The organism is Sphingopyxis sp., from assembly GCF_019459305.1.
Lineage (GTDB): Bacteria > Pseudomonadota > Alphaproteobacteria > Sphingomonadales > Sphingomonadaceae > Sphingopyxis.
This window is the reverse complement of sequence record NZ_JAIBES010000072.1, coordinates 18666-39439: the sequence shown is the minus strand read 5'-3', so window position 1 is coordinate 39439 and position 20774 is coordinate 18666. Positions and strand designations below refer to the sequence as shown.

Genomic DNA, 20774 nt, shown 5'->3' with positions numbered 1-20774 from the left:
ATGCTCGCCAAACTTGTCGAAGGCGCACTCAACCTGCGGCTTGCGGTGCTCGGCCTGGCAGCGCTGCTGGCGGGGATGGGGGCGTGGTCATTCCTCAATCTGCCGATCGATGCCTTCCCCGATATCAGCACCACGCAGGTCAAGATCATCGTCAAGGCTCCCGGCATGACCCCGGAAGAGGTCGAAAGTCGGGTCGTCACCCCGATCGAGATGGAGATGCTCGGCATCCCCGATCAGACCGTGCTGCGCTCGGTAGCCAAATACGCCATTGCCGACATCACGATCGATTTCACCGACAGCACCGATATCTACTGGGCGCGCCAGCAGGTGGCCGAACGGCTCGGTGCCGTCATGGCGGGTCTGCCCCCGAGCGTCGAAGGCGGGTTGGCGCCGATCTCCACGCCCTTGTCCGAAATGTTCATGTTCACGATCGAGGGGGAGCAATCGCTCGGCGAAAAGCGCCGCGTGCTCGACTGGACGATCCGCCCCGCGCTGCGCACCGTGCCGGGGGTGGCCGACGTCAATTCGCTGGGCGGCTTTGCCGAAACCTTCGAGGTTGCGCCCGACAGCGCAGCGCTGGCCGCCGCCGGGCTGTCCAGCGCGGATCTGATCGCGGCGATTGAAGCCAGCAACCGCAATGACGGCGCCGGGCGGCTGACGAGCGGCGACGAAGCACTGATCGTGCGCGCGACCGGAGCGATCCGCAGCCTTGACGATCTCGCGGCCGTCGTGGTGCGCTCCTCAGACGGCGCGGTGGTGCGGGTCGGTGACGTGGCGCAAGTGCGCACCGGCAGCCTCACCCGCTACGGCGCGGTCAGCAAGAACGGTAGAGGCGAGGCGGTGCAGGGGCTGGTGATCGGCCTGCGCGGTGCGGATGCCGCCAAGGTAGTCGAAGGCGTCAAGGCGCGGCTGGAAGAGATCAAGCCGAGCCTGCCCGAAGGCATGAGCGTCGCGGTGTTCTACGACCGTTCGGACCTCATCACCCGCGCAGTAGGCACGGTTGAATCCGCGCTGCTGGAGGCGACCGTGCTCGTGGTGATCCTGCTGCTGCTGTTCCTCGGCGATGTGCGTGCTTCGGTGATCGTCGCGCTGGCGCTGCCGATGGCGGTCCTGCTCACCTTTATCTTCATGCGGTCGATCGGGCTGACTGCCAACCTTATGAGCCTCGGCGGCCTCGCCATTGCGGTCGGCATTCTGGTCGATGGCGCGGTGGTGGTTGTCGAAAACGTGGTCGAGCGTCTTTCGGACCCCAAACACGCTTCGACCAGCAAGCTGCGCAATATCCTCCTCGCCTCGACCGAAGTTGCCAAACCGGTGACCGCGGGCCTTGCAATCATTGCGATCGTGTTCCTGCCGCTGCTCACGCTCGAAGGGCTGGAGGGCAAGCTGTTCGGCCCCGTCGCGATGACAATCGTGCTGTCGCTGGCATCCGCACTGGCGTTGTCATTGACGCTGGTGCCGGTGCTGGCCTTCTACCTGCTCAAGGTAAAGGTGGATGCAGACGGCCTCCATCATGAGCCTTGGCTGATGCGTCGGATCGCGCCGCGTTACCACGCGCTGTTGGCCAGATCCTTCGCGCACAAGACCCACGTTTTCATCATCGCCGGGATCGGGCTTGTGCTGGCAGGTGCGGCTTACACGATGACGGGCAAAACCTTCCTCCCGGTGATGGACGAAGGATCGGTGATTGTGCAGTTGTCCAAGCTGCCGTCGATTTCGCTCGCGCACAGCGTCGAAGGCGACCTGAAGGTACAACGCGCCATCCTTGAACAGGTGCCCGAAGTCGAAGCCGTGATCGCCCGCGTCGGATCGGACGAGCTGGGCCTCGATCCGATGAGCCCCAACGAAACCGACAGCTTCCTGCAATTGAAACCGCGTGGGGAATGGCGCGTTGCGGACAAGGAGTGGCTGCTGGGGGAATTGCGCAAAGTGATGGCGCAGTTCCCCGGAATCGAGCCGACCTTCACGCAGCCGATCGAAATGCGCACGTCGGAAATGCTGACCGGCGCACGCGGCGATCTCGCGATCAAGCTGTTCGGCCCCGACACGGCGGAACTCGCGCGGTTGGCGGGCGCGATCCAGACGCGGCTCGAAGCCATCGACGGCACCAGCGAGACGATGACGGTTGCCAATGACCGGGTCGATTACCTGCTGGTCGATATCGACCGGGTAGCCGCGGGCCGGGTCGGGATGCCGGTGTCCGATCTTCAGGACATGATGCGTGCACAGGTCGAAGGCGTGCGTGCCGGGATCGTCACCGACGGCGTGCGCCGGTTGCCCATCGTGCTGCGCGGAGACGGTGGCAGCGCAGCGGAGACAGGGGGCATGAACACTCAGCAATTCGCCGATCTGGTCTATCGCTCACCCTCTGGTCAGCTGGTCCGCGCCAGCGACGTCGCCACAGTAACCCGCACGGAAGGGCCGGTGAAACTCGAACACGAAAATGGTTCGCGCTTTGCGATGGTGCAGGCCTTTGTCTCGGGCCGCGACATCGTCAGCTATGTCGATGATGCCAAGGCGGATATCGCCGCCAATGTGCTTCTGCCGCAGGGTTACCGGCTCGAATGGGGCGGCCAGTTCGAAAACCAGCAGCGCGCCTCCGCCCGCCTGCTGGTGGTGCTGCCGGTTGCGATCGGGCTGATCTTTGTGGTGCTTTACCTCAGCCTCGGTTCGGTGCGGGCATCGCTGTTGATCCTCACCAACATCCCTTTCGCGGCGGTCGGCGGGATGATCGCGCTCGCCGTTTCGGGCGAATATCTCTCGGTTCCAGCCTCGGTCGGCTTTATCGCGCTGCTCGGGATCGCAGTGCTCAACGGGCTGGTGATGGTGACCTACTTCCGCCAGCTGCGCGAAACCGGAATGCCGCTGGCCCAAGCGGTGCGGCGCGGAGCGGAACGGCGGCTGCGCCCGGTTCTGATGACCGCCAGCATCGCCGCCTTCGGCCTTGTTCCGCTGCTGTTTGCAACCGGGCCGGGCTCGGAAATCCAGAAGCCGCTCGCCATCGTCGTCATCGGCGGGCTGGTGACGGCGACCTTGCTCACGTTGGTGCTGTTGCCGATCCTCTACGAACGTTTCGGCGAAGGCCCGCGGGACCGTGCGGAGGAGCTGCCCGATCCCGCCCATTCGGAGGTTTCGGCATGATCCGCACCGCTTGCCTGTTTGTGTCGCTGGCCTGCCTGCTCGCTGCACCGCTTGCCGCCGAACCCGGCCTGCCCGCGCCCGAAACAGTTGAGCGCGTGCTGGCCGAGCATCCCAGCGTGACGGCCGCCTACGCGCGACTCGAAGCAGCGCGGGCGCGAGCCGAGGGGCTGCGCAAAGGCTCCTACGAATTCACCGTGCAGGGCAGCTACACTCGCCGCGATGTGAGCGGCGGCAATGAATTCAACGAATATGACGCGCAATTGAGCCGCCCGATCCGCTTGCCGGGCAAGTCAAGGCTTGACCGCGCAATCGGTGCCCTTGGTGCCGAGGTGGCCGAAAATGTCGCCGAGGATGCCCGCCACGAAGCTGCCCTGCTGCTGGCTGCACACTGGTTCAACTGGCTCTCCGCCTCGGAACAGGCCAAGGTCGATCGTGTCGCTGTGGAGAATTACGAAAAGGCGCTGGCGGCGATCGAGCGGCAACGCGACCTGCGCGAGGCCGCGCAGCTGGAGGTTGACCGCGCACAGGCGGTGTTGGCCGAAGCGCGGCGCACGCTCGCGGAATCATCGGGTCAAGCATCGGTCTCCCGCAATCGGCTGGAAGCCCAGTTTCCCGCGCTCGCATTGCCAACAGATGCGCCCGAAGTGCCGCACCCCGACATGGCCGACGCGCGCCTGTCGCAGCTTGGCGACCTGGTGGTGGTCAATAGTCATAGGCTCGCCGCAGCCAAAGCTGAAAGCGCACGCATGGCTGCCGTTGCCGACCGGGTCCGGGCAGACCGCATTGCCGATCCGACCGTAGGGCTGAGGTTGTTCTCGGAATTCGGCGGGCTCGAGCGCGGCGCGGGCGTCGTGGTCAGCATGCCGCTTGGCGGGGGACATCGCCGCGCGCTGGCGAGCGAAGCAAGCGCGGGCGCTTCGGCTGCGCAAGCGGACGAGCAGCTTGCCCGGTTCGAAGTGTCCGAGACCGCCGAGGCCGACATGACCGAGGCGCGCTTCCGCATCACCACCTGGCAACGCGCGCGCGAAAGCGTCGCGGCACAGATGGCCGCACTCGTCAAGCTGCGCCGCGGGCAGGAACTGGGCGAGATCGACCTTGCAGACCTGCTGCTGGGCGAGCGCATGGTGCACGACGCGTTTCGGGTTGAGGCTGCGGCCCGCACCGAAGCGATGCGCGCGATCACCCGGCTGAGGATTGATGCGCACGACCTGTGGCTGGCCGACTGAGCTGCCTCCCGCCGCCATGGCCGGGGTATCATCAAGGCCCTAGCCTACTGATATTGGGGCGATCTGGCCGGGTGCAGCAAAGGGGAAGTCGAAAAATGCGCAAGCCACTGCTTGACGCGGTGCCGATCGAAGTAGTCAACGCGGACTTTCCGCTCACCACGCCTTTCCCGCCCTCCGGTTCCGACATTCCTCTTCCCTCTTGTAAGATTGCAGAACCATCGACCGACGCAGGCGACAAAAGATAGTGACTAATTACTCACAAAGGGGCAAGCAAGTCAGATGCCCCGCACCAAACTCTCTGCCGATGCGCGCCGTGCCGTCACTGTTGAAACGGTGATTGGCTTGGCGGCAGCAACAAATCCGGCGGACATAACGACCGCTCGGATTGCAGCGCAGATGGGGGTGACACAGGGCGCGCTCTTCCGCCATTTTGCCGACAAGCAGGCGATCTGGGCGGCGGTGATGGACTGGACCGCCACCACGCTGCTCGCGCGCTTTGATGCCGTTACAGGGGCTACGCCAATTGAACGGCTACGCGCCATGTTTGCCACGCATATCGATTTCGTCGTGACCCATCCCGGCGTGCCCCGCATTCTGTTTGGCGAATTGCAGCGCGATGGCGACGCGCAAGGCAAGATGTGCGTACGTACGCTGATGGGTGCGTATCGCGAGCGTGTGATGGCCCTGCTTACGGAAGCAAAAGCGCATGCGTTCATCGCCGCGAATGTCGACATCCCCGCTGCGGCCACAATGTTCCTTGGCATGGTGCAAGGGCTGGTAATGCAAGCGATGGCGGCCAGTGATTTCACGTCGATGCCTGCCATATCGGCGAGACTGTTCGATCTTTATCTTGATGGGCTTGGCGTGGCCAAATGAAGTTGCCATTCACCCTGAGTCGCAGAGGCTGGACATTGCTGGCCGTTCTCGTTCCCCTGCTTGTGCTTTTTGCCTGGGTGGCATTCCGCTCCGGGCCGCTGGCACCGATCAATGTAACCGTCGCACAAGTTGAAGAGCGCAGCATTACCCCGGCCATGTTTGGCATCGGCACTGTGGAGGCCCGTCACACCCAGAAGGTTGGGCCAACAGCGGCCGGTAGGGTGACCCTGCTGGCTGTGGATGTCGGTGACATGGTGCAGCCGGGACAATTGCTGGCGCAGATCGATCCCGTTGATCTTGATCAGCGCATTGCAGCCGCTGCTGGCGGCACGGCACGGTCAGCCGCTTTGGAACAGGCCGCTGCAGCACAAATTGCCGATGCGTCGGCGCGCGTAGCGCTGGCACAATCCCAAGCCGCGCGAACCGAACATTTGAAAGCAGGTGGCTGGGTAACCGACGCGATGGTTGATCAGCGCCGACAGGAACTGGCGACGGCGCGGGCGAATATGGCAGCCACACAGGCCAATCGCAGTGCCGCCGCACAGGATCGCGGGCGACTTGACGCGGAGCGTGCAGCCTTGATTGAACAGCGGTCAAATCTCCGCCTCGTCGCACAGCGCGCCGGGCTCGTCGTTCGACGGTCGGTCGAACCGGGCACTACCGTGGTTGCCGGGCAGGCGGTGGTCGAGATCATCGATCCGTCACAGCTGTGGATCAATGTCCGCTTCGACCAGACGCAATCGGCAGGCCTGGCCGCGGGACTGCCGGTGCGAATTGTCCTGCGTTCCCGACCGGACGGTTCACTTGACGGTGTCATTGAACGCGTTGAGCCTTTGGCCGATGCCCTGACCGAAGAAGTGCTCGCCAAAGCGCGCTTCACGGCCACGGGAACGCTGCCCTCCATTGGTGAACTGGCCGAGGTGACCGTCGCCTTGCCCGCCCGGTCTCGAACGCTGGCCATTCCCAACGCGGCAGTCCACCGCGTGGAAGGTCAGACCGGGGTATGGGTTATCCGCAATGGGGATCTTGTCTTTGCGCCCGTCAGGATCGGCGCACAGGATCTGAGTGGATGGGTGCAGATATTGGACGGCCTCACCAGAGGCGAGCGGCTTGTCGTTCATAGCGCGAGAGCACTCACCTCCAGCAGCCGCTTCAGTATCGTCGAAACGCTGCCATGATCAGCCTTGCTGGGCGCGACATCCTGCATGGCTGGGGAAAATTTGTTCTTACCGGCGTGGGGTTGGGGTTGCTGATCGGTGTCACCCTGTCGATGGCCGGTGTCTATCGCGGCATGGTCGATGATGCGCAGGCCTTGCTCGACAACAGTCGAGCAGATCTCTGGGTCGTGCAGAAAGACACCCTTGGCCCTTATGCGGAACCCTCAAGCCTGACCGAAGATAGCGAGCGCCCCATTCAGGCCATGCGCGGCGTCGCCCAGGCGGCAGGCGTAACCTATCTTACAATGCAGATCGCCCATGGCGATATGGATGTCCGCGTTATGGTCGTGGGGGCCGAGATGGGAGAGCCAGGCCTGCCCGGCCAGCCCACTCATCTGATCTCGGGACGCCAGATTGTGCGTGCTCACTATGAAGCTGTGGCCGATGTGAAGACGGGCTTCGCGATTGGCGACCGCGTCAAAGTTCGCCGCAATTTTTATACGATTGTCGGGCTGACCAGCAGAATGGTGTCATCGGGCGGCGATCCGATGCTGTTCTTGTCGTTGAAAGATGCTCAAGCGGCCCAGTTCCAGAAGGACAGCGACGCCATCGTGCGCCAGCGCGCGCGCACGGCTGCCAATCCACAATTGAACCCGCCGGGCAATCCGGCGGTGACGCAAGCCGTAAACGCTGTTCAATCGGGCAACACCAACGTCAATGCCGTTCTGGTCACCATAACGCCGGATGCCAATCCCGATGACGTCGCCGCTGCCATCCGCCGCTGGCAACGCCTGACCGTCTATACCCGTACTGAGATGGAGGAAATCCTTGTTCAGAAGCTGATCGCTAATTCGGCCAAGCAGATCGCAATGTTTCTGGTCATCCTCTCGATTGTGAGTGCGGCCATCGTTGCCTTCATCATCTACACCATGACCATCGGTAAGATCCGCGAAATTGCCGTGCTGAAACTGATCGGCACGCGCAACCGCACGATCTCATGGATGATCCTGCAACAGGCGCTGGGGTTGGGGCTGATCGGCTTCATCGTTGGCAAGATCGCGGCCAGCATGTGGGCGCCCTTCTTCCCCAAATATGTGCTGCTGCTGTCATCGGATTCGATTCGGGGCTTCGTGGCGGTGATGCTGATCTGCACATTGGCGAGCTTTCTGGCCATCCAGGCTGCGATCAAGGTCGATCCGGCGGAGGCGATCGGTGGCTGAGGGCATTACCCTCGAGAATGTCGTCAAGACCTACGGCAGCGGCGAGACGAAGGTTCATGCCCTGCGCGGCGTAGATATGAATGTGGCCAAGGGCGAAGTCGTGGGGCTGATCGGACCATCGGGTTCGGGCAAGAGCACCCTGCTCAAATGCCTTGGTGCCGTGATCGAACCGACGTCGGGTAAGATGACGATCGGCGACCAGTGCATTTACGACAATCGCTGGAAAGTCCGCGATCTGCGCGCGCTCCGGCGGGATATGATCGGCTTCATTTTTCAGGCTCCCTATCTTATCCCGTTCCTTGATGTGACCGACAATGTCGCGTTGCTGCCGATGCTGGCAGGAAAGCCCAATGCAGCGGCCCGCAAGGAAGCGCGCGATCTGCTCGATGCGCTGGATGTCGCCCACCGCGCCGCCGCCGTGCCCTCGCAGCTTTCGGGCGGAGAACAGCAGCGCGTGGCGATCGCCCGCGCCCTGATTAATCGTCCGCCGGTTATCCTTGCCGACGAACCAACCGCGCCGCTTGACGGACAGCGCGCCCTTGCGGTGGTGGGGCTGCTCAACGACATGGCTCGTCAGTTTGATACGGCGATCATCATCGTCACCCATGATGAAAAGATCATCCCGACCTTCAAGCGGCTCTATAATATTCGTGATGGCCAGACGGTCGAGGAAACACCGGGTCACCATGCGCCAGCGGCATCGGTTGGAACATGACCTACCGTGACAACCCGGAAGGCAAGAGCTAAGGGCGCCCGCGAATGAAACACCTGCGCGCCTTCACTGTCGAGCGGCGAACCTGGGCGATGATGCTTGTGGTGATCGCTCTGCTCATTCGCGGGTTGATTCCCGCGGGCTATATGGTTGCCCCTTCGGCGGTCACGCTGAGCGTAAAGATATGTTCGGGTTTCGAGGACGAGCGTAGCACCATCAAGATCGTGGTGCCACGATCGGGCGAAGGGCATGACGGTTCAGGCGACCATAGCCAGAAGAACCCGCCTTGCGTTTTTTCCGCCCTGTCGATGGCGTCGATGGCGGGGGCCGATGGCCTTCTGCTCGCGCAGGCACTCGCCTTCGTCCTGATAACAGGTGCTAGCCTCGTTGCGTCGTCTGTGCTTCACCCACTTGCTCGTTTGCGCCCGCCGCTACGGGGACCTCCGTCATTCGCCTGACATAGTGGCCTGAACCTGCGGACTGAGCCCGGCGACAATCGCGCGTGAGCATGTCCGTCTCCTTCCCGGCAAAATACCCTGCCCAACACCTTCGATGCGGGCGGCGCAATTTTGCATCTTTTGCGAATGATCTGAACCATGAAGACTTCTATCCTGAGCGCAGCGGTCGCCCTGACCGCTGCCAGCCCTGCCTTTGCCGCTGAAGGCCATGAACAATCACCCGATACCATCGTCGTGACAGCACCGCGCCTGACGGCCACCGATGCTGCGTCCGAAGCTGACGAGGAACTGTCCACCGGGCCCGATGGCGCGGCCTTTATCGCGCGCCAGCCCGGCGCGGCTCTCGTCGCGAATGGGGCTCTTTCCGGCCAGGTGCAGATGCGCGGCCTGTTTGGCGAGCGCATCCTGCTGCGGATCAACGGCCAGCGTTTCGCCACAGGCGGCCCCAATGCCATGGATCCGGCGATGCACTATGCCCCCATGATGCTGATCGACAGGGTCGAGATCGCACGCGGGATTTCCCCTGTGCGCGACGGCCCCGGACTGGGTGGCGGCGTCAACACGGTCCTCAAACATGCGCGCTTTGGCACGGGCTCCAGCCTGTCACCGCAGATCGACCTGTCCAGCCAGTATCGCAGCGTCGATGACAGTGTGGCCATGGGCGGTCTTGTCGCCCTTGCCAGCGACAGCCTGCGCCTTGGTGTGATCGGCTCATATGAAGCGGGCGATGATACCCGTTTTCCAGGCGGACGCATTGGCAGCACATCGTTTCATCGCGCGGTCTATGGCGTTCATGCCGGCTTTCGTGCCGGTCCCGGTGAGTTCAGTCTCGAATATCGGCGGCAGGATACTGGCCGTTCCGGCAACCCGCCGTTTGCCATGGACATCGTCTATTTCCACACCGACTTTGCCCGTGCAGGATTTGAAGGCGATCTCGACGACAATCTGCGACTGGAGGTCCACGCCAGCTACACAGGCGTGTCCCATCGCATGAACAACTATGAATTACGCCCCGCGCCGACGACTGCCCTGACCAGACAGTCGGACACCTATGCTGACACGATAGGAGCCGATGCGTCGTTGCGCTTTGGCTCGGCAGGTCGTCACATCCGGATCGGCGCTGATTTCGAGCTGATCGACAAGGGCTACATGCTGTACAATCCCCTGTCCCCAGCCTTCTTCATCCATCCGCTTGATCGCGCCAAGAGCGACCGGGTGGGCGGCTATGTCGAATGGCGGAACGGTTTTGGCGCCATTGAATCCGAACTTGGACTGCGCATCGACCGTCACGGCGCATCGACCGGCACATCGCGCTACGGCCCCGGAGTTCCGGCAGGTCCGGTCAATCTCGCCAATGCCTTTGCACTGGCCGACCGTAACTGGTCGGGCACCAGCGTCGATGCATCACTGCGGCTATGGGCCGATATGGGCGCCTTTACCCCGCGACTAACGCTGGCGCACAAGACGCGCGCGCCCAGCCTCATTGAGCGCTATTCCTGGCTGCCCACCGAAGCCAGCGGCGGCCTCGCCGACGGCAATATCTATGTCGGCGACGTCCATCTGAAGATCGAAAAGGCGTGGATTGCCGAGCTTGGTTTCGATTGGCAGGGTGACAATGCCTATACCCGCCCGGTCGTCTATTATCGCCGGATCGACGATTTCATCCAGGGTGTGCCGTTTGACACGACGCCCGGCATCGTCAACACCCCCGTCGAAATCGTTTCGAATGGCAGTGGCGATCCCACCCCGCTGCGCTTTGCCAACACCGATGCGCGCATCTGGGGCGCAGACATTGCCTTTGGCGCGAAGATTGTGGGGCCGCTGCGGCTTGACGGAGTTGCCAGCTATGTGCGTGCTGAGCGCACGGATATTGCCGACAATCTCTACCGCATGGCACCGGCAAATGCCCGTCTGGCGGTGAGCTGGGCGCAAAGCCGCTGGTCAATCTCGATCGAAGGCCAGTTCGTCGCCCGGCAAACGCGGGTTTCGGTCACCAATAGCGAGGCGCCGAGCGCCGGGCATGTCCTTGCCAACATCGCGGGATACTGGGTGATACGTGACGGCATCAGGCTCGATCTTGGCATCGAGAACCTCTTCGATACCTGTTATCGCGAACATCTGGCTGGATACAACCGGATAACAGGGACCGATGTCCCGCTGGGCGCGCGTTTGCCGGGCGCGGGCCGGTCCGCCTTTGCCCGCATTCGCTGGGCAATGTAGCCCCGGGCGGGCGTTTGTCAGCAGTGCCGACACGCGCCCGCTAAGCCAAGCCGCCGTTCGCCGGGCCCGAGCTCGCCTATCTGTCGCGCTACACCCACCCGGTCACGATATCGAACAGCCGCCTCCTTCACTTCGGGCGAGGTGAGCCCCAGTGGCGAAATGTGCGGCAAATTTCAGCATCCGGCGGCCCCTGCTCTCGGAAATATACATTTCTGCGACAACTCAAGCCCATCCGGCGGCGGCATAGCCGGTCGAGGCCGCCACCGACACGACGACGACGACAAGCGGCGGCGGCGTGAACCGCACCAGCAGCGCGAATCCGGCAAGCGCGATCAGCGCATCGGCAAGGGAGGCGATGCCGGTCGTCCACAGAGAATAAAAGAGCGCGGCGGCCAGAATCCCCTCCACCGCGGCATTGACCCCCGCGATCGCCGCGCGCGTTTTGCGGATTCCGGCGATAGAGGCGCGAAATGGCATCCCTCCTGCGATCAGCAGCAACCCCGGCAGGAAGATCATAGCAAGCGCGAGCAGTGGCTCCCGCCACCGGCGCATCCGGCTGCGCCAGAGAGCCGAGATAGGCGGCGAACGTGAACAACGGCCCGGCACGGCTTGCGCTGCGCCATAGCCCGCGAGAAACTGGCTATCGTTCAGCCAGCCGGGGACAACCCTTCCCGCAATAAAGGCAACACCACATGCCCGCCGCCGAATACCAGCGCACCCGCACGAAAGAAGATGCCAACCAGTGCGAACGGTTCTTGTCACGCCGCCGCCAGGGGCAAGAGCAGCAGCACCGCGGCGAAAAGGCCAAGGCAGTAGAGGCCCGCCCTTCGGTTCGGAACCCAGCCTCGTCGCCGGGGTTTTCATCTCGCCGGCGTTTCCCATGACCATCCCAGCAAGCGCGCCCATAAGATGATTGCAATCTGCGCCGCAGACGTCGCGACCAGCAACACCGCCGCCATCGCTGCGACGGCCAGTGCCAACCGCTGAAGCTCGGACGTGAGCGTGCGCGCCATTCCGAGGAGCGCCTGCGCGACAACCGCGACCGCGGCGATTTTGAGGCCGTGGATCACGGCTTCGGCGAGCGGGCCCGAGAGATCGCCCGCGATTAGTGCGAAGCCGAACATCAGGAGCGCCGACGGCAGGATGAACGCCGTCCAGCTGCCACCCCTCCGAGCGGCCCCGCCCGCATCAAGCCGAGCGCGAAACCTGCGGGGCTCGACGCGGGTCCCGGCAAGAACTGACAACGCCCGACCAGGCCTGCGTAGGCGCCACAGCCATTCGCGCAACCGTCGCGATCCGAAGTTCATGAACCATTCTAGCTCTACCCGGGAGAACTGCCGCACCACCGGAAGGAGCGCGATGTCGCTGGATTCGCGCTTTGCGCCGTCTAGACAAATCTCTTCCGTTAATCGCTCATCGAGCTCGGCTAGAATTTCCAGTCCTGCGGCCCCATGCATCAGCGGATCGACGTCGTTATCGACCGGCATATTTGTAGCGGTCGAGATGATGTTTGAAGGCGCTGTCGAACTTCTCGACCAACGCCGCATCGGTGCGCGATAGCCAGTCCTCGGGGTCATCCCCACATCCACACACGATCGTAATGGGCGGCAGCATATCGCGCGATAGGACACGCTGGATATCGGCGCGCTCCACCTCCCTGCTCCCCGTGTGCGTGCTCGGCGCGCTTTTCCGCCGCCCGGCCGGGAAACGCGTCGCCAACGACAGCTGAAGGGATTCAAGGAGGCTAATCCAATTCAGCGGAACTGAGGGAAGTTACGAATAGCGGTGCTGATCGCAGCCGATACATTTCACATAAGTTGTGCAGGAGAGCTGAGATGCGTATCGTAATGATGGGAATGGTGTCGGCGTTGCTGGTAACCGGCTGCGCCACTGATGGATATGGGCCCGGCGCGGATTATCGCCGCTACGATTACAACAATCCGGACCCGTCCTACGGAGGTTATGACGCCGACCGTTATTACCGCGACCATCCTCGCTATCGCGAGCGCCGCTTATCGTATCAGGATCGCATCTATCGCGGTCGCGACGGGCGTTATTACTGCCGCCGATCCGACGGCACGACGGGTCTGATCGTAGGCGCGATCGCGGGCGGGGTGTTGGGCAATCTTTTGGCGCCGGGCCGATCCGAGACCCTTGGCACGATTTTGGGCGCAGTCGCCGGTGGCTTGGCCGGGCGGGAAATCGACCGCGACGTCCGCTGCCGATAGTCCCCTGCCCGGCGCACGGCCGCCGCCACAAGAATGACAAGGGCGAGGGCTGACAATCTCGTACGGAGATCGGAAAATCACATGTTGGACGCCATAGAGGGGCGCGGACGGCAGACCGCAGACGAAGCTGATGTCGAGCAGTTTCGGAAGGCTCTCGGTCCGTTTGTGGTGGCTGCGGAAAAAACGCGCATGCCGATGATTTTCACCCATGCGGGAATAGCGGACAGCCGCATCATTTTCGCCAATCACGCCTTTCTCGACCTTACCGGCTTCGCCCGCGACAAGGTGCTTGGCGCAAATTTTATTTCGTTGATGAACGCAGAAGGCGAACCGGCGGCAATCGAGGAAATCGAGAGCGCGTTCGCTGGCCGCGCGGAACATGAACCTGAGGTCAGTTGCCGACGCAGCGACGGGACGAGCTTCTGGGCATCACTTTTCATCAGCCCGATGTGTGACGAGACAGGTGCTGCAGTGCAGCATTTCATATCGCTCGTCGATCAGACCTGGCAGCGTGAAAAGCAGGCGCACAGCGAAATGTTGATCAACGAACTCACCCACCGCGTGAAGAACACGCTGTCCACGATTCAATCGATCGTGCGTCAGGCAATTCGGGCGAACGACGATCCTAAAGCGGTCGCTGAAGCAATTGAGTCCCGAATCTTCGCCTTGTCTCGATCGCACGATCTATTGACCCGTCATGATTGGGACGGCGCCGGGCTTCACGATCTGATCGACGCCGCGATGGAACCGTTCGAAGCCGAGCACGGGGGCGCGAAACGTATTCAGATCGAAGGGGTCAACGTGCGGCTTGCTCCCAAAGCGGCGTTGGCACTGGGAATTGCGTTTCACGAACTCGCAACCAACGCTGTGAAATATGGAGCCCTTTCCAATGATCGCGGGACCGTTCGCATCGCGTGGAAAACCGAAATCACACCCTCCGGCGAACGACTGGTGCTGACGTGGCGCGAAAATGACGGACCTGTTGTCGCGGCGCCTACCCGAGTGGGCTTTGGTTCACAGATGGTGGAGCGCGGTCTGACGCACGAACTGCGGGGGGCGGTGCATATCGATTATCGGTCTGAAGGGCTGGTATGCCGTATTGATTTTCCCTTTGAAGGATCGATTGCCAATGGATGAGTTTCTTTCCGATCGGCGCGTCCTCGTCGTCGAGGACGAAATCATGGTCCTCATGGTTATCGAGAGCGCGCTCGCGGATATGGGTTGCAGGTCTGTGTCGGTGGCGTCCTCGGTTGCCGACACTTTGGGTCTCATCGAGACAAAGCGGTTCGACGTTGCGATCCTTGACGTCAATCTGGGCGCGACGCCAAGCTTTGCAATTGCGGACGCTCTAGCTCGGCAAGATGTCCCGTTCATGTTTTCAACTGGATACAGCAAACTTGGTATCGATGCGCGATTTGGCGACCGTCCAGTGCTGCAGAAGCCGTACAGCGACAAGGCGCTTGGCGCCGCCTTGATCAGTCTCTTAAATGTGGAGGCTGCGGTTTCCGCGTAGAGCAATCGTATTAGGTGAGATACGGCGCCTCTGCTCAAGAAGCGCCCCGTAACTGCAAAGACAGGCGCTCATGTCTTGCGACCTCATCGTATCGACCGTGCACTGCTGGCTCAGGGAATTTAGCGCTAAGGTTCATTCTCGCCGGTAGCCGGCGAAGTGCTTCATGAGGCGGGTTCTCTTCTTTGACGGCTTTCTTGAGGTTGCCAAAGCACATGCGTCGACCTCTCAAAAATAGAGAGCACCGCTAGCCTTACCCAAAACTTCAGGCGCCAATTTCGATTGCGGCGGCAGAACCCTTCGCTCCTGACGGCGGAGCAAATTTCATCCGCATCGCGCCGGCGGCGAGCCTCAAGTGGCCCGTGACAAACACGATTTGCCTCCAGACCATGAGCCGCGCTCCCAGATGCTGTCTTGGAGGAAAGTCAGATGGTCACGTTACCTCCGAGAAAAAACCGATAAACCGTTTCCATGGCGGCCAAGCCAAAGAGGAAATGCCCTGCCATCATGAAGCCAAGCAGCGCGAGGATGAAAACCCAAAGGGCCAATATCCCACCCGTGAGCCGCCAGTTTCTCGGCTGTAGGCCCTGAAGCAGGAACATCACGATACCCGCTACCATAATGCAGACCAAGTTGACCGAGAAGAGAAACAGCGCATTTGCTGACACCACAGGATAACCTGCCCCTGCATAGATGCCCGTCGCCGACAAGGGGGGCACGAGCGCGACAGCGATCATCACGCCAACCAGCGAGAGGGACGTGCCTCGGCTGAAAGCCAAAACTCCCGCGGCGCCAGAGGCAAGTGCAAGCGCAATGTCTGCCGGGCTAACAGCCGTGCGGCTCACAAGTTCAGTGACAAGCGGGTCGATGTCAGAGATCGCTCCTATCAGGAAGCCAATCAGCACAGCTAATACGCATCCGATGGCAAGGGTGGACGCTGCCTTTCTGCCAAGTCCCCAATCTCCCACGGTGGTGGCCAGCGCAATGCCCATGGTGGGGCCGAGAAGTGGCGCGATGATCATGGCACCGATAACCACCGCTGTTTGACCGCTGCTCATCCCAAGCCCAGCGATCATGGACGATAGTGCTACTGTCAGCAAATAGCTGGGCCGGATGTGGAGACTTTCGTCGATATCGTCGTACAGTTCGTCCGTGCTGTTGCGGTCACGACTGAAGAAGCGTTCCAACGCGGTGATGTGAGGCAGATCGCCCAAGCCAGACAACTCAGTCGCAAGGGTTTCCTTGACAGGCGGCAAGACTGCCTCGATTTGCGAGACGTAGGCCGTGAATGTCGGAAGTGCGCCAAACGCCAGTTCTAATTCATCCAGCAAGCGCTCAGTATAACGTTGCTGGACGATGCAACTGAATTTCTCCTGCCCGCCCGCCACTGTTGCACGCCAATGACGTCTGCTGTGGCGAGGCAATATTTCTTCAAGCCGCCCAGTCTCGGCCTCAGGCAGAAAGATCACTACGAGACGTGCGGCCATAGAATTTGCCCCAATTTTCGTTCACGTGGTTCGATCGTTTCGCAACCTAGCGCACCGCCTTAATCAAATCACGGCCGATTTGGGTATCGTCGACCGGAATTTGAGTGGCCGAGGACAGGCGCGTTACAGTCGGCTGCTAATCGGCTCGATCTGGCCGACTCCGGACCGGCAGGTTTCAGGCCACAATCTGAGATAGTTGCCATTTGGTCGCCTTGCACCGAGCCGGCTGCTCGCGACCAGTTGCAGGCATTGCGCCAAATGTCTGGTGTCTAACACGCGGCGACTCCGTCTACGAAAGAGTGTCTGCGAGCCATGATGACCGTCAGCCCGTTCAAGCGTATTTGACCATCTCAAATTTGCATCCAGCCTTTCGGATCTGGCGCTTTTTGCTCGGCTTCGGCGCAGACGAAGGCACTGCACATTTCGGCGATAGATCCTGACAGTCGAGCTAAAAATGGCGGTTGGAAGGTGAAATTCGTCTGTAGCCTCCAGTACCGCCCCGAATCCCATGCGCCTCCCGCAAGGCGGGGTAAGGAGCGCCGATCACCCTTGCCTTGGAGGGGGGTCCCAAAACCATTACCGCCGCGCAAGCCGCGTCCGTTGAAGGAATTCACTTCTACTTCTACAGCGCCCATCATTCAAAAGGGCGGATGGCCGAGCGCTGCCTGCAACCGGCCGGACCGGCAAGTGGGCTACCTTTTTCGTCGCTATGAACCGATGGCCAGCTGCTTGACGTTACCGTCTGTGGCTCGCTCACATGACGATTTGGGACAGCCTTTTACAGCGTCGAAGGCGGCGACGGGGGCGTAGCTCATCGTTATCCAAAGGCCAGCCATTCTGGCTTGCCGATCAGCAGAATCCCCAGCATCAGCATGACCAGCCCGCCGACGAGACGCACCCATCGGCTGTATCCTCCATCGGGGGAAACCATCCGCAGCGTTGTCATAGCGATCACTACCAGCGCTGTATCGTCGGCCAGGAACACGAGAATGTAGAGCGTAAGATAGCCGTAATACCCTGTTGTCGTGAGGTCCGACTGCGTGAGAATACCGGTGTACACCGCCGGGATTCCTGCTGAACAGACGAGCTCGACGAGATTGACGGCAACCGCTAGCAGGGCCACGCCAACCATCGATATGATGAGGTTCGGTTCCTGCACGAGCAATCGGAGCCGATCGAGAATCCTACGGCGTCGTTCGGGCCGCGTCACCTCACAGACCTGTTCATGACGCATGGCCCCGCGCAGGTAATGGCCGCCTGCGCCGATCGCCAGAACACCGATCACAACGCGTAGCCAGACAAGGGCGCCAAGCACCAGAAGCACATTGAGCCAAGCGGCAAGGAAGAGGAAATAGACTGCGGCGGTCGCCAGCAGGAAGGTGACCGCCAGCAACCACATTCGTCGCCGGTCGCGGATGCCGAGCAAAAGTCCGATCAGGAACACCAGCACCCACATGGCGCAAGGATTGAAGCCGTCGATGGCCGCCATGACGACGGTAAGTGCCGGCAGCGAAAGATCAGACGTCCGCACCTCGCCAATGACAGGGAGACGGACGCCCCGCGTGTAGGCAACTCGTGAGGCCTTGCTTGCTTCGTTTGCCGCGCTGGACCGTGTCTCGGGACCCTCAGCGGTCAGATCGGGGCAAGGTCCGGACCTGCACAGGACAATCATCTCCCGCAGTCGCTCACTGGCGCCGGGCTCATGCCCCACCATGACCTCCCTACCGATCATGACGATGGGAACGACAGGGGGAAGATCCAGCTTCTCGACCGTCCGGGCAAAATCCCGCGCGCCATCGGAATCGTGCGACACTTCATGGCGATGGACGACGACGTCGCGATCTTCCCCCACCGCCGCACTCATCGACGCCGCCATGTCCCGGCAATGCGGGCATTCGGCGCTCCAGAAGAAATGCACGTCGACCCTGTCAGCCGCCCTCAACGGCGATTGCACGAGGACAAACGCGATAAGGCCCAAGAGCAAACGCAACCAAGCGGCGTACCATGCTTGGGGCGGCCCTGAGGGCGTCAGGCGCGGCATCGTCCTCGGCGCCGAGTGCCGCCTTGACGGCTTTCGGCCGAACCTCGCCCGCCGCCGCGTCCCTCTCGCGCCAAACATCGACGGAAGGCCGGCAAATGATTGTGGCGCGAGGCGGCCTGCAGATTTTCTAGCACCTGTCGCACCGATGGGTCGCCGACCCGCGGGATCAGGCGGTCATAAAGCGCAATGTTCTCTATCTCGGCCGGGATCGCCATTTCGCACGCCTGCGCCAGCGCTGCGGGCACTTCACCGCGGCCTTCCCAGCGGTTGACGGGGATGGGGAAGCCCAACCGCACCATCTGTCGTTCAATTGCCAGCGAATGCCGCCCTTCCGCTTCGATGATGTTGGTGAAGGGGCGCACCGGACCGAACTCGTCGATCACTGTCGCATAGGTTGCCTCGGCCTTGCGTTCATCGTCGAGAGCATCGACGAGCAATCGTTGCAGCTCAGTGTCCTCCATCAGTTCACTCCTCGAATGAGCGTGCCTGGATCGGGCAGTCGTCCGGCTGCAGTTAGAACAGGCTCACAATGGCAATCGTACCAATTCCAGCGATCAACAGCACGATCTGCCCAACCGGAGGTCGGCGCTTCACGTCGCGATGGAGAGTTGGAATCAGGTCCACCGACGCGACATAAACAAAGCTCGCCGCCGAAATGGCCAGCATAAAGGGAACGATGGACTGGGTATTGCCGAGCCACAAATAGGCGAGAACCGCTCCCGGCAGGGCGGCGGTGGCCGAAAGGGCGTTGAGCAGGAAGGCCTTGAGCCTCGAAAATCCGTTGTCCAGGAGAATGGCGAACTCCCCGATCTCCTGCGGAATCTCGTGCGCGATGACGGTCAGTGCGACCGTGATGCCGAGCGAGGTGGACGTCATGAATGCGGCGGCTATGACCACGCCATCCACAAAGTTGTGAAAGGCATCGCCGATGAGAACCATCAGTCCCGGCGATGAACGCCCACCCCTTTCGTGGGCCAGACTGTGACGCTGCAGGAGCAGCATTTCGAGCAGAAAGAACGCAACGAAGCCGCCCAGCATGATTGCCATGAACAGTCGGGACGACGCCTTCTCCAGTCCCGCCGGGATCAGGCATAGGAAGGCGCTGCCCAGCAATGTTCCGATGGCATAGCTGACGAGGTAAGGCAGCAGGGACCGCCGCATGGCTTCGGGAAACACCAAGAACAGGGCGGCGCCGACGAGCGCGCCGATGCTCCCGAGCAAGGTAAAGGCAACGATCAGTTGCAGCATGATGCCGCCCCTCCTGCGTGCTATGCAATCTAGCCGGCAGGCCGGGCCTCGCGCTGCTGCTCTTAAACCTCAAAACTATGTACATGGACGTCTTTGCCCGAATGCCGACGCAGGATTTCGATGGCGTTGGTCTCGTCCTTGGCGTCCCAGGTGCGAACCCACAGAAGGAGACCGCCATGCTCTATCTGTTCTGCAACATGATGCGCATGATGCTTGCCCAGGAAACCGGCAAGCACCGACCCGATCGCGGCACCTGCCCCGCCAGCAACAGCAGCCCCAGCTATGGCGGCAGCGAGGCTGCCGCCCGACACCAGGATGGCCCCTGCGGCCGCCGTCGCACCGACGTAGAGCGGTGCTCCGATCAGCGAACCTTCCGCATCGCCCAGGGATTCGGTGGATACGAAGGCAGTGCGGGGCGCTTCTGGATCGTCTTCCAGCTGCATGACCTTCCGGTATTTATGCCCGAGCTTCCGCTCCACCGCATGCTCGCTTGCCAGCAGGCTGATCTCGGCACGGTCAAAACCATGGCTCAGCAATTCGTCGATCGCCGCCTGGAGATCGCTCTCGCTCTCGAAGACGGCGACGGCTTCGCGCAGAGCAGCGTCTTGAATGTCTGTCATCGCTGGCGCTCCTTGGTTGGTAATTCCGTCGTACGACCGTCGAAATGCTCATGGCAGGTATTTGCGTCGGTGCACGTTCTGCTCTTGCCTGTCTCAGTCATGATCCTGTCTCCTCCCGCGCTTCGATGCCTTATTCAGCGCCAAGAATTGAGGCGGGCAGCCAGACTGGTTGCTCGAATTGTCTCTGTGGCAACGATGGTCCGGAATCGCAGTCAGGGCACTACGTAATGTTACGCGGACGAAGACCGAGCTGAGCTGGCGCAGCGCGGCGTTTCTTACGCTGAGCGGCACCAAGCCGGCACCGCGCGTTGAAGCGCGGCTCGTCATCACCGCCGTGCGTGCCTCCAGTCGGCCGCTGCCTGCGCCTTGCTGACGGCGGTGAAGATCGCCCGCGGTTTCGTCCTTCAAAAGTTGCAGCCAGGAGGCGACATAGGCGGCGTGGTCAGGCTGCGGCTGATGCGCGATGCCGATATCTGCGAGCATTAACGAGGCTGTGAGTTCAGCGGGCGCCTCTGCTGTTAGGCATTCTAACGGCTTGCGGCTTTCCGGGAATTAGGGAGTATCTGGCCGACATCACATTTAATATTCGAAAAAATAGCGCGCCCACTCCGCAAAATGGCTGCTCGCGAC

Annotated in this window: 18 protein-coding genes and 2 pseudogenes; 12 read left to right on the top strand and 8 right to left on the bottom strand. The window is 61.7% G+C overall.

Annotated elements, in window-relative coordinates:
• From K0M74_RS08100 to K0M74_RS08065, 8 genes are all read left to right on the top strand, one after another.
• Positions 1–3141, top strand: coding sequence for a CusA/CzcA family heavy metal efflux RND transporter (locus K0M74_RS08100; RefSeq protein WP_293970281.1), 3141 nt, complete (start codon positions 1–3; stop codon positions 3139–3141).
• On the top strand, positions 3138–4367 hold the full coding sequence (locus K0M74_RS08095) for a TolC family protein (protein ID WP_293970278.1): 1230 nt from the start codon (positions 3138–3140) through the stop codon (positions 4365–4367). The genes K0M74_RS08100 and K0M74_RS08095 overlap by 4 nt, the downstream gene beginning before the upstream one ends.
• 279 nt (positions 4368–4646) lie before the next feature.
• Entirely contained in the window at positions 4647–5243 is a 597-nt protein-coding gene (locus K0M74_RS08090; protein ID WP_293970275.1) for a TetR family transcriptional regulator, read from the top strand.
• Positions 5240–6421, top strand: coding sequence for an efflux RND transporter periplasmic adaptor subunit (locus K0M74_RS08085; protein WP_293970272.1), 1182 nt, complete (start codon positions 5240–5242; stop codon positions 6419–6421). Before K0M74_RS08090 ends, K0M74_RS08085 begins: the two co-directional genes overlap by 4 nt.
• Positions 6418–7620 carry an ABC transporter permease gene (locus K0M74_RS08080; RefSeq protein WP_293970269.1) on the top strand — a complete coding sequence of 401 codons (1203 nt, stop codon included), beginning with the start codon at positions 6418–6420 and terminating at the stop codon, positions 7618–7620. The genes K0M74_RS08085 and K0M74_RS08080 overlap by 4 nt, the downstream gene beginning before the upstream one ends.
• Positions 7613–8335 carry an ABC transporter ATP-binding protein gene (locus tag K0M74_RS08075; RefSeq protein ID WP_293970266.1) on the top strand — a complete coding sequence of 241 codons (723 nt, stop codon included), beginning with the start codon at positions 7613–7615 and terminating at the stop codon, positions 8333–8335. Before K0M74_RS08080 ends, K0M74_RS08075 begins: the two co-directional genes overlap by 8 nt.
• Before the next feature lie 44 nt (positions 8336–8379).
• Entirely contained in the window at positions 8380–8790 is a 411-nt protein-coding gene (locus K0M74_RS08070; protein ID WP_293970263.1) for a DUF2946 family protein, read from the top strand.
• Between the two features lie 138 nt (positions 8791–8928).
• Entirely contained in the window at positions 8929–11010 is a 2082-nt protein-coding gene (locus tag K0M74_RS08065) for a TonB-dependent siderophore receptor (RefSeq protein ID WP_293970260.1), read from the top strand.
• 222 nt (positions 11011–11232) lie between these two features.
• On the opposite strand, the gene K0M74_RS08060 is transcribed toward K0M74_RS08065, so the two are convergent.
• Positions 11233–11874: a chromate transporter gene (locus K0M74_RS08060; protein WP_293970398.1), complete on the bottom strand. Its 642-nt coding sequence runs from the start codon at positions 11872–11874 to the stop codon at positions 11233–11235.
• On the bottom strand, positions 11871–12497 hold the full coding sequence (locus tag K0M74_RS08055; protein ID WP_293970257.1) for a chromate transporter: 627 nt from the start codon (positions 12495–12497) through the stop codon (positions 11871–11873). The genes K0M74_RS08060 and K0M74_RS08055 overlap by 4 nt, the downstream gene beginning before the upstream one ends.
• Positions 12498–12589: 92 nt before the next feature.
• Here K0M74_RS08055 and K0M74_RS08050 point away from each other — a divergent pair.
• The 4 genes and pseudogenes from K0M74_RS08050 to K0M74_RS08035 all read left to right on the top strand — a co-directional run.
• A pseudogene (locus K0M74_RS08050) lies at positions 12590–12706 on the top strand (transposase); the annotation flags it as partial.
• Between the two features lie 139 nt (positions 12707–12845).
• Positions 12846–13238, top strand: a complete 393-nt coding sequence (locus tag K0M74_RS08045; RefSeq protein ID WP_293970254.1) for a glycine zipper 2TM domain-containing protein — start codon at positions 12846–12848, stop codon at positions 13236–13238.
• 81 nt (positions 13239–13319) lie between these two features.
• Positions 13320–14375 (top strand): HWE histidine kinase domain-containing protein, encoded by a 1056-nt coding sequence (locus K0M74_RS08040; RefSeq protein ID WP_293970251.1) that lies wholly within the window; start codon positions 13320–13322, stop codon positions 14373–14375.
• Positions 14368–14751, top strand: a complete 384-nt coding sequence (locus K0M74_RS08035) for a response regulator (RefSeq protein ID WP_293970248.1) — start codon at positions 14368–14370, stop codon at positions 14749–14751. Before K0M74_RS08040 ends, K0M74_RS08035 begins: the two co-directional genes overlap by 8 nt.
• A 422-nt stretch (positions 14752–15173) precedes the next feature.
• Here the strand turns inward: K0M74_RS08035 and K0M74_RS08030 are convergent, their stop codons facing one another.
• The 6 genes and pseudogenes from K0M74_RS08030 to K0M74_RS08005 form a co-directional block, all read right to left on the bottom strand.
• Entirely contained in the window at positions 15174–16235 is a 1062-nt protein-coding gene (locus K0M74_RS08030) for a TIGR00341 family protein (RefSeq protein ID WP_293970245.1), read from the bottom strand.
• A gap of 817 nt (positions 16236–17052) precedes the next feature.
• The gene (locus K0M74_RS08025; protein WP_293970242.1) at positions 17053–18189 is read right to left on the bottom strand and encodes a hypothetical protein; all 1137 of its coding nucleotides are present in this window, start codon (positions 18187–18189) and stop codon (positions 17053–17055) included.
• Positions 18190–18263: 74 nt separating this feature from the next.
• Complete coding sequence (locus K0M74_RS08020; RefSeq protein ID WP_293970239.1) at positions 18264–18737, bottom strand: DUF2202 domain-containing protein; 474 nt, start codon at positions 18735–18737, stop codon at positions 18264–18266.
• A gap of 52 nt (positions 18738–18789) precedes the next feature.
• Positions 18790–19524: a ZIP family metal transporter gene (locus K0M74_RS08015; RefSeq protein ID WP_293970236.1), complete on the bottom strand. Its 735-nt coding sequence runs from the start codon at positions 19522–19524 to the stop codon at positions 18790–18792.
• A gap of 62 nt (positions 19525–19586) precedes the next feature.
• On the bottom strand, positions 19587–20144 hold the full coding sequence (locus K0M74_RS08010) for a hypothetical protein (RefSeq protein ID WP_293970233.1): 558 nt from the start codon (positions 20142–20144) through the stop codon (positions 19587–19589).
• A gap of 326 nt (positions 20145–20470) precedes the next feature.
• Positions 20471–20657: pseudogene (locus K0M74_RS08005) on the bottom strand (zincin-like metallopeptidase domain-containing protein); the annotation flags it as partial.
• Positions 20658–20774: the final 117 nt, after the last annotated feature.

Excerpts from the sequence above, each read along its gene's own strand:
- K0M74_RS08035 (WP_293970248.1), top strand. The coding sequence starts at position 14,368 with ATGGATGAGTTTCTTTCCGATCGGCGCGTCCTCGTCGTCGAGGACGAA.
- K0M74_RS08095 (WP_293970278.1), top strand. The coding sequence starts at position 3,138 with ATGATCCGCACCGCTTGCCTGTTTGTGTCGCTGGCCTGCCTGCTCGCT.
- K0M74_RS08080 (WP_293970269.1), top strand. The coding sequence starts at position 6,418 with ATGATCAGCCTTGCTGGGCGCGACATCCTGCATGGCTGGGGAAAATTT.
- K0M74_RS08020 (WP_293970239.1), bottom strand. The coding sequence starts at position 18,737 with ATGGAGGACACTGAGCTGCAACGATTGCTCGTCGATGCTCTCGACGAT.
- K0M74_RS08015 (WP_293970236.1), bottom strand. The coding sequence starts at position 19,524 with ATGCTGCAACTGATCGTTGCCTTTACCTTGCTCGGGAGCATCGGCGCG.
- K0M74_RS08100 (WP_293970281.1), top strand. The coding sequence starts at position 1 with ATGCTCGCCAAACTTGTCGAAGGCGCACTCAACCTGCGGCTTGCGGTG.
- K0M74_RS08040 (WP_293970251.1), top strand. The coding sequence starts at position 13,320 with ATGTTGGACGCCATAGAGGGGCGCGGACGGCAGACCGCAGACGAAGCT.
- K0M74_RS08070 (WP_293970263.1), top strand. The coding sequence starts at position 8,380 with ATGAAACACCTGCGCGCCTTCACTGTCGAGCGGCGAACCTGGGCGATG.
- K0M74_RS08030 (WP_293970245.1), bottom strand. The coding sequence starts at position 16,235 with ATGGCCGCACGTCTCGTAGTGATCTTTCTGCCTGAGGCCGAGACTGGG.
- K0M74_RS08060 (WP_293970398.1), bottom strand. The coding sequence starts at position 11,874 with ATGAAAACCCCGGCGACGAGGCTGGGTTCCGAACCGAAGGGCGGGCCT.
- K0M74_RS08065 (WP_293970260.1), top strand. The coding sequence starts at position 8,929 with ATGAAGACTTCTATCCTGAGCGCAGCGGTCGCCCTGACCGCTGCCAGC.
- K0M74_RS08010 (WP_293970233.1), bottom strand. The coding sequence starts at position 20,144 with ATGACAGACATTCAAGACGCTGCTCTGCGCGAAGCCGTCGCCGTCTTC.
- K0M74_RS08045 (WP_293970254.1), top strand. The coding sequence starts at position 12,846 with ATGCGTATCGTAATGATGGGAATGGTGTCGGCGTTGCTGGTAACCGGC.
- K0M74_RS08090 (WP_293970275.1), top strand. The coding sequence starts at position 4,647 with ATGCCCCGCACCAAACTCTCTGCCGATGCGCGCCGTGCCGTCACTGTT.
- K0M74_RS08055 (WP_293970257.1), bottom strand. The coding sequence starts at position 12,497 with ATGCCGGTCGATAACGACGTCGATCCGCTGATGCATGGGGCCGCAGGA.
- K0M74_RS08085 (WP_293970272.1), top strand. The coding sequence starts at position 5,240 with ATGAAGTTGCCATTCACCCTGAGTCGCAGAGGCTGGACATTGCTGGCC.